This is a genomic window from Superficieibacter electus, from assembly GCF_002915575.1.
GTDB classification, from domain to species: Bacteria; Pseudomonadota; Gammaproteobacteria; order Enterobacterales; family Enterobacteriaceae; genus Superficieibacter; species Superficieibacter electus.
The window spans coordinates 45,194-52,261 of record NZ_PQGD01000030.1 but is presented as its reverse complement, the minus strand read 5'-3'; the positions used below and the strand labels follow the sequence as shown (position 1 = coordinate 52,261).

Here is a 7,068-nt window from a genome sequence, read left to right as displayed (position 1 = left end):
TCTCCCTGAGGGAGAGAGAGGTTGAGCGCTGTACCCGGGGTTCACCCTCTCCCCGGCCCTCTCCCTGAGGGAGAGGGTGTATGGGGACTGTACCCGGAATACGGGTACTGAGTTAAGGATGAAAATGCTGAGTCAGACGCCGGACTGTCCCCTCTCCCTCAGGGAGAGGGTTAGGGTGAGGGTGGGAAGCCCCCACCCTAGTTCACGCTGTAGTTCATCACCACGCCGTTCAAACCCGATAGCTGATTCAGCTCGCCCAGTGAACTCTTAAGCTTATCTTTCGATGCGTCAGGCCCTACCAGGATGCGGGTGATTTTACCCTGTACCGGCGTTGAAGGCGATGTATAAACCCGGTAACCAGCCCCGCGAAGTTTGCCGACAATCTCACTGACTTTATCCGCATTTTTCAGCGCCCCCAGTTGCACCACATACGCCTTGCCGGCTGGCGCGGGTTTATCCTCCGCCACTGGCTTCGCGGTGGCTGGCGATGGCGTTTCGCTGGCAGCGGCCAGTTGCTCGCTGGTTTTGTCACGCTGCGGCTTTGGCTGCGGCTTGTCCGCCGGTTTGGGTTTTGGCGGATCGGGCTGCACCGGGATCTGATCGATATCCGCACCGTTGTTCGCTGCCAGGCGCGACGGGTCCAGGGTAGGCGCAGCGGCATCGCCCGCCCTTACTTCTTCTGCTGCGCCTTCAGGCGGTTGTGCAGGCAGCGCCTGCGTTGCGGCAGGCAGCATATCAGGTTCATCGCGATCGCCCGCTTTTGGCACCAGCGGGATTGCGGCGAACTCATCCTGATAATGTTTTTTCTGGCCGTCGAGCAGGCCAGGCAGGACGATAACGCCCAGCGCGACCAGCACAATAGTGCCGACTAAACGGTTCTGAAACTTACTTGCCACCGGATCTCCCCGCCTCTGTTTCTTCCATTACGTGTGCTACCGTGTGAAACGAGCCACACACCAGCACGGTGTCTTCTGGCTGTGCATCTGCCATCGCAGCATGCCACGCTTTCCCTACTGTGGTATACACCTCGCCGTCGGGTAAATGCTCCAGCAACTGCTCAGCCGTTGCGCCGCGTGGGCCTTCTAACGGGGCGCAATACCAGCTGTCTACACAATCCGTCAGGCAGGCCAGCGTCCCGGCAATATCTTTATCATGCAGCATACCAATGACCGCCAGCACGCGCCCGGTTTTTGGTAGCATTTTGAGACGCCCGGCTAAATATGCGGCAGCGTGCGGATTGTGCGCCACGTCGAGGATCACCCGTGGCGCGTCGCTGATAATCTGAAAACGGCCCGGCAAAATGGCGCTGGCGAGACCTTCACGAATTGCCTGTTCGCTGACCTTTAGCGCACTGGCGCGAAGCGCGGCCAGCGCGGTGGCGGCATTAGGCTGCGGCACCTGCGGGATTGGCAGCGCGTTAAGTTCGCCCTGCGCATCGACAAAACGCCAGTCGCGCTCGCAGACCTCATAGTGCCAGTCAACGTCACGACGCCGCAACGTTGCGCCTTTTTCTGCCGCCACCGCCGCAATAGATTGCGGCATATCCGGCTCGCCAACAATAGCAGGCTTACCGGCGCGGAAAATACCGGCTTTCTCTCGCCCGATACTTTCACGGTCCGGCCCCAGCCAGTCAGTATGATCCAGCGCGATGCTGGTCACCACCGACACATCGGCATCAACAATGTTGGTGGCGTCCAGCCGTCCACCCAGCCCGACCTCAAGGATCACCACGTCAAGCTGCGCCTGTTTAAATAGCCACAGCGCTGACAGGGTACCGTACTCAAAATAGGTTAAAGACGTTTCCCCACGCGCCGCTTCAATAGCCGCAAAGGAAGCCGTATGCGCCGCTTCCGGCAGTTCTGCGCCCTGTACGCGAACCCGTTCGGTATAACGCACCAGATGCGGCGAGCTGTAAACGCCGGTTTTATAGCCTGCCGCCATCAGGACAGACTCCAGTGTGCGACAGGTCGTGCCTTTGCCATTCGTTCCCGCAACGGTGAAGACAAACGGCGCGGGCCGCAGCACGCCCAGGCGTGCGGCGACATCGCCAACGCGCGCCAGCCCTAAATCGATGGTCTTTGCGTGCAGATTTTCCAGATAAGAAAGCCACGCCGCCAGAGGCGACGTGGCGTCAGGGATAAGTACTTTTTCCATGATGTCCGCAACGTTTAACGGTTAAGGAAAGCAAAAGGGCAGCGCCGTCTGGCCCTGCCCTTATGCATTATCAGGCCTCGATTTCCTGATCCGGTACTGGCGGCACGACCACCTCTTCACGCGGGGCGTCCGGGTCAGGTGCCGGAAGATTCATCAGCTTCGCCAGAATGCTGGCCAGTTTCAGGCGCATCTCCGGCCGGCGGACGATCATATCAATCGCGCCTTTTTCAATCAGAAACTCACTGCGCTGGAAGCCTGGCGGCAGTTTTTCACGCACGGTCTGCTCAATAACGCGGGGGCCAGCAAAGCCGATCAGCGCTTTTGGCTCAGCAATGTTGAGGTCGCCCAGCATCGCAAAGCTTGCAGAAACACCGCCCATGGTCGGGTCAGTCAGCACCGAGATGTACGGCAAACCGCGTTCCTGCATTTTGGCCAGCGCCGCAGAGGTTTTCGCCATCTGCATCAGCGACATCAGGGCTTCCTGCATACGCGCGCCGCCTGAGGCGGAGAAGCAGATCAGCGGACAGTTGTCTTCCAGCGCCTGTTCAACCGCGCGTACAAAACGCGCGCCGACCACGGACCCCATTGAACCACCCATAAAGGCGAATTCAAACGCGGCAGCTACTACAGGCATGTCGTAAAGCGTGCCTTTCATGACCACCAGCGCGTCTTTCTCACCGGTCTCTTTCTGCGCGCTTGCCAGCCTGTCTTTGTATTTTTTGGAATCTCTGAACTTCAGTACGTCTTTCGGTTCCAGCTCGCTTCCCAGCTCGACCAGTGAACCTTCATCCAGCAGGCTATGCAGGCGATTGCGCGCCGACATTCGCATGTGATGGTCACACTTAGGACATACTTCAAGATTGCGCTCCAGCTCGGCACGATAAAGTACCTGACCACAGCTGTCACACTTCGTCCACACCCCTTCAGGGATACTGGCCTTGCGGGTGGGGGTGATGTTGCTTTTAATTCGTTCAATCCAGCTCATTGATAACCTTTCTGCCTGAACCTGGCCGATGCCAGTTTTGTCAACCGGGAGGGGTTTACACTTCCGCCTGACCATGAATGTTGCACATTAAAACATAACAGTTCACAAGTTGGGATAAAAAAGTGGTCGAACCGCCGTTACCCCATCATTTTATCTGTTTTGATGCCGCTCGCTTATGACGAATAATTTCAATCACGCCGGGTAATACAGACAGCACAATGATCGCCACAATCAATAGTTTAAGGTTTTCCTGCACCACAGGAAGATCGCCGAACAGGTAGCCCGCGTAGGTGAAAAGCAGCACCCACAGCAGCGCGCCAGCCACGTTATATGCCGCAAAATGACGATACGACATATGGCCCATTCCCGCGACAAAAGGCGCGAAGGTTCTGACGATAGGCACAAAGCGCGCAAGGATGATCGTTTTGCCGCCGTGTTTATCATAGAAGGCATGAGTTTTGTCGAGGTAGCTGCGGCGGAAAATTTTCGAGTTCGGGTTACTGAAGAGCTTATCGCCAAATAACCGACCAATCGTGTAGTTCACCGCATCACCCAGCACTGCCGCCACGATCATTAACATCACCATCAGGTGAACGTTCAGATCGTTGGTGGGCAGCGCGGAAAGCGCCCCGGCGACGAACAGCAGCGAATCACCCGGCAGAAACGGGGTGACGACCAGGCCGGTTTCACAAAACAGGATCAAAAACAGGATCGCGTAAACCCAGACGCCATATTCAGCGACCAGTTCCGCCAGGTGCACATCAATATGCAGGATGAAATCAATCAGGAAGTAAATCAGATCCATGAGGTTATATGCCTTTATACCGTCTTATTAGTCCGCCAGAAACAGCGGGCCCATCGGCGTGACCGGCAGGTCGAAATGGTCCGGGTAATCTACCGCCACCAGATACAATCCTTCCGCTTTCGCCGTTGCCGCTGCCAGGTTCCTGTCCTTCGCAGCAAGCAGTTCTGCTATCCAGCTCTCTGGCTGGTTGTTCGCGCCTACTTCCATCAGACTGCCGACAATGTTCCTTACCATATGATGAACAAAGGCATTTGCTTTGATATCGACCACCACGTAAGCGCCGTAACGCTCGACGTTAATGTGCATGACGTTACGCCACGGCGTGCGCGATTGACACTGCACGGCGCGAAACGACGTAAAATCATTCTCCCCCAGCAGCGCCTGGGCGGCACGATGCATGCGCGCAGCGTCCAGCGGCTGATGATAATGGGACACGCCCTGGCTAAGCACTGCCGGACGTAAACGATGATTGTAGATCACATAGCGGTAGCGGCGAGCCGTGGCGCTAAAACGGGCGTGAAAATCATCCGCTACATGTTTCACCCAGCGCACCGCAATGTCACCAGGTAAATTCGCATTTACACCCAGCGTCCAGGCCGCGTCTTTGCGCACCGCATGAGTTTCAAAGTGCACCACCTGTCCCGTGCCGTGAACGCCCGCGTCGGTACGCCCGGCACAGAACACGTTAATCGGCTCGTTAGCCACCTGCGAGAGCGCTTTCTCCAGTTTTTCCTGGACGCTGCGCACTTCATTTTGCCGCTGCCAGCCGTAATATTTGCTGCCGTCGTACTCAATACCAAGCGCAATTTTCATGACCGGCTGCTGTACTACTTCGGTCATAATTACAGGTACTCCTGCACCAGTTTCTCGGCGATTTTCACTGCCATCAGCGCGCCGCCAAAGCGCACGTTGTCGGCAACTGACCAGAACTGAACCTGCTCCGGCATACCGTAATCATTGCGTACGCAGCCGACAGAAAGATGCGCGCTGCCGGAGGCGTCGCCCACCTGGGTCGGGAAATCACTCTCTTCAGACAGTACGATATCTTCGCCACGGGCAAAAGCTTCGCGCGCTTCTTCAGCGGCCAGCGGACGCAGCGCTTCAAAACTGACCATTTGCGCATGCCCGTAAAAGACCGAAGAGCGTACGCAACTGGCAGAAATCATTAAGCCGTCATCCTGCAAAATTTTCCGCACCTGATCGACAATGATCCGTTCCTCGCGCACGGTGCCTTCACGATCCGGCAAAAACGGCAGCAGGTTGAAGGCTAACTGACGGCCAAAGAAATCGTCTTCATCAATCGGAATACCGTTGAGCAGTTTCGCACTCTGCCCCGCCAGCGCATCCACCGCTTTTTTGCCCTGCGCAGAAGCGGAAAGCAGGCTGGTTACCGCGATACGTGCCAGCCCACCATCGTCAATCAGCGGTTTAAGCGCAGTGAGCAACTGGCTGGTCAGACTATCGGCAACTGCAATAATGTTGCGATTACGATAATCGGCCAGCACGAAGGGATTTACCTCCGGTATTACCAGCGGTACATCTGGTTCAAGCGCAAACAGACCGCTGGTATCAATGACCAGGCAACCGGCATTGGCAGCTTCTTCGGCATAAGTCGCTGCTGCCTCTGCGCCAGCGACAAAAAAGGCCAGCAGGACCTGCGTCCAGTCAAAATCAGCGGCATCTTCCACCCGTACGGTCTTTCCTGCGTAGCGCAGTGAATCGCCTGCATTTTCACTGCGCGCCAGAGCGTACAGTTCGCCAACCGGAAACTCACGCTCGGCCAGCGTTTCAAGCAAAGCTTCGCCTACGGTGCCCGTCGCGCCCAGCACGGCAATATTCCAGCCTTCAGACATAATGATTTACTCCAGAAATAGCGACGCACCCCGCCATCGGGCGGGGTACAAAAACAGGATTAACGAATGGGGTGATGAACGGCGTTGAAGCCGAGCTTATGCAGCAAGGTTGCCGCTCCGGCGTCGTCACATTGCACATATAATGAAGACCACTCGCGGCGCTCAAGATAATGTTTACGCAGTTTGTCGAACTCACCCGGTACGCCTGCGACTTTTCGCAGCGGCGCATCGTCGCGGCGCACATCATACACCAAATGCACCAGCCTTTTTAGCGTGGCTTGATCGACCGGTCCCTGCAAAGTGATACGGCCAAACTCTGGCGCAGGCAGCAGCGTAGCCAGCGCCACCTGCTGACGTTGACCAATAAACTCACTAAATGCCTCAAATACCTGAGTGGTACCGCGCGCTTTGCCCTCCAGCGTATAGCCGGCGATATGCGGCGTACCGATATCCACCCGTTCCAGCAGGTCGGTCAGGAGCTCAGGCTCAGGTTCCCAGACATCCAGCACGGTACTCAGAGCCTGACCTTCGCGTAAACAAGTCAGCAGCGCGGCGTTATCCACCACTGGCCCCCGGCAGGCATTGATCAGGATGGTCCCCGGCTTCAGGCGACGGATCAGTGCTTCATCGGCAAGATGCAGCGTGTTATATGGCCCGTCTTTATAGAGCGGCGTATGGAACGTTAACACGTCGGCTTCGCGCACCAGATCGTCCAGTGGACGAAAATCACCTTCCTCGCCACGATCGGCGCGCGGCGGATCGCAGAGCAGCGTGCGCACGCCCAACGCCTCAAGCCGTTCTGCCAGACGACGACCAACGTTACCCACGCCAACGATCCCCACTGTGCGGTCGGTCAGAGTAAAGCCATCGCGTTCCGCCAGCATTAACAGAGCGGAAAATACGTATTCCACGACGGCGATGGCATTACAACCCGGTGCAGCAGAAAAACCAATGCCCGCCTGCGCCAGCCACGCCTCGTCAACATGATCGGTCCCCGCCGTTGCCGTACCGACAAAGGTAATCCCCTGCCCCGCCAGCAGCGCTTCATTCACTTTAGTGACCGAACGTACCATTAGCGCTTGTGCATCCGCCAGGGCGGCCAGTGGGATCGGCCGCCCCGGAACCGCGGTTACCTCACCCAGACGGCTGAAGAGTTCACGCGCGTAGGGCATATTTTCATCAACGAGGATTTTCACGATAAAGTACCTGTCTGAAAGGAGAGATCGTCGGGCAAGTGTGCCATAATCCCGCCGCCAGGCATACTCGCAAAC

7 protein-coding genes are annotated in these 7,068 nt (G+C 56.9%); all 7 read right to left on the bottom strand.

Going from position 1 to position 7,068, the window contains the following annotated elements; all coding sequences use genetic code 11:
• Positions 1-197 precede the first annotated feature (197 nt).
• Positions 198-896: a cell division protein DedD gene (dedD, locus tag CHU32_RS25175; RefSeq protein WP_103674410.1), complete on the bottom strand. Its 699-nt coding sequence runs from the start codon at positions 894-896 to the stop codon at positions 198-200.
• Positions 886-2,154 carry a bifunctional tetrahydrofolate synthase/dihydrofolate synthase gene (gene folC / locus CHU32_RS25170; protein WP_103674411.1) on the bottom strand — a complete coding sequence of 423 codons (1,269 nt, stop codon included), beginning with the start codon at positions 2,152-2,154 and terminating at the stop codon, positions 886-888. The genes dedD and folC overlap by 11 nt, the downstream gene beginning before the upstream one ends.
• Positions 2,155-2,224: 70 nt before the next feature.
• The gene (gene accD / locus CHU32_RS25165; protein ID WP_103674412.1) at positions 2,225-3,139 is read right to left on the bottom strand and encodes an acetyl-CoA carboxylase, carboxyltransferase subunit beta; all 915 of its coding nucleotides are present in this window, start codon (positions 3,137-3,139) and stop codon (positions 2,225-2,227) included.
• 145 nt (positions 3,140-3,284) lie between these two features.
• Positions 3,285-3,944 carry a DedA family protein gene (locus CHU32_RS25160; RefSeq protein WP_103674413.1) on the bottom strand — a complete coding sequence of 220 codons (660 nt, stop codon included), beginning with the start codon at positions 3,942-3,944 and terminating at the stop codon, positions 3,285-3,287.
• A 27-nt stretch (positions 3,945-3,971) separates the two neighbouring features.
• Complete coding sequence (gene truA / locus CHU32_RS25155) at positions 3,972-4,784, bottom strand: tRNA pseudouridine(38-40) synthase TruA (RefSeq protein ID WP_103674414.1); 813 nt, start codon at positions 4,782-4,784, stop codon at positions 3,972-3,974.
• A 2-nt stretch (positions 4,785-4,786) separates the two neighbouring features.
• Complete coding sequence (locus CHU32_RS25150) at positions 4,787-5,797, bottom strand: aspartate-semialdehyde dehydrogenase (protein ID WP_103674415.1); 1,011 nt, start codon at positions 5,795-5,797, stop codon at positions 4,787-4,789.
• Between the two features lie 59 nt (positions 5,798-5,856).
• Positions 5,857-6,993 carry a 4-phosphoerythronate dehydrogenase PdxB gene (gene pdxB / locus CHU32_RS25145; RefSeq protein ID WP_103674416.1) on the bottom strand — a complete coding sequence of 379 codons (1,137 nt, stop codon included), beginning with the start codon at positions 6,991-6,993 and terminating at the stop codon, positions 5,857-5,859.
• Positions 6,994-7,068: the final 75 nt, after the last annotated feature.

Coding starts and splice junctions, on each gene's coding strand:
- CHU32_RS25160 (WP_103674413.1), bottom strand. CDS start 3,944: ATGGATCTGATTTACTTCCTGATTGATTTCATCCTGCATATTGATGTG.
- CHU32_RS25150 (WP_103674415.1), bottom strand. CDS start 5,797: ATGTCTGAAGGCTGGAATATTGCCGTGCTGGGCGCGACGGGCACCGTA.
- accD (WP_103674412.1), bottom strand. CDS start 3,139: ATGAGCTGGATTGAACGAATTAAAAGCAACATCACCCCCACCCGCAAG.
- truA (WP_103674414.1), bottom strand. CDS start 4,784: ATGACCGAAGTAGTACAGCAGCCGGTCATGAAAATTGCGCTTGGTATT.
- folC (WP_103674411.1), bottom strand. CDS start 2,154: ATGGAAAAAGTACTTATCCCTGACGCCACGTCGCCTCTGGCGGCGTGG.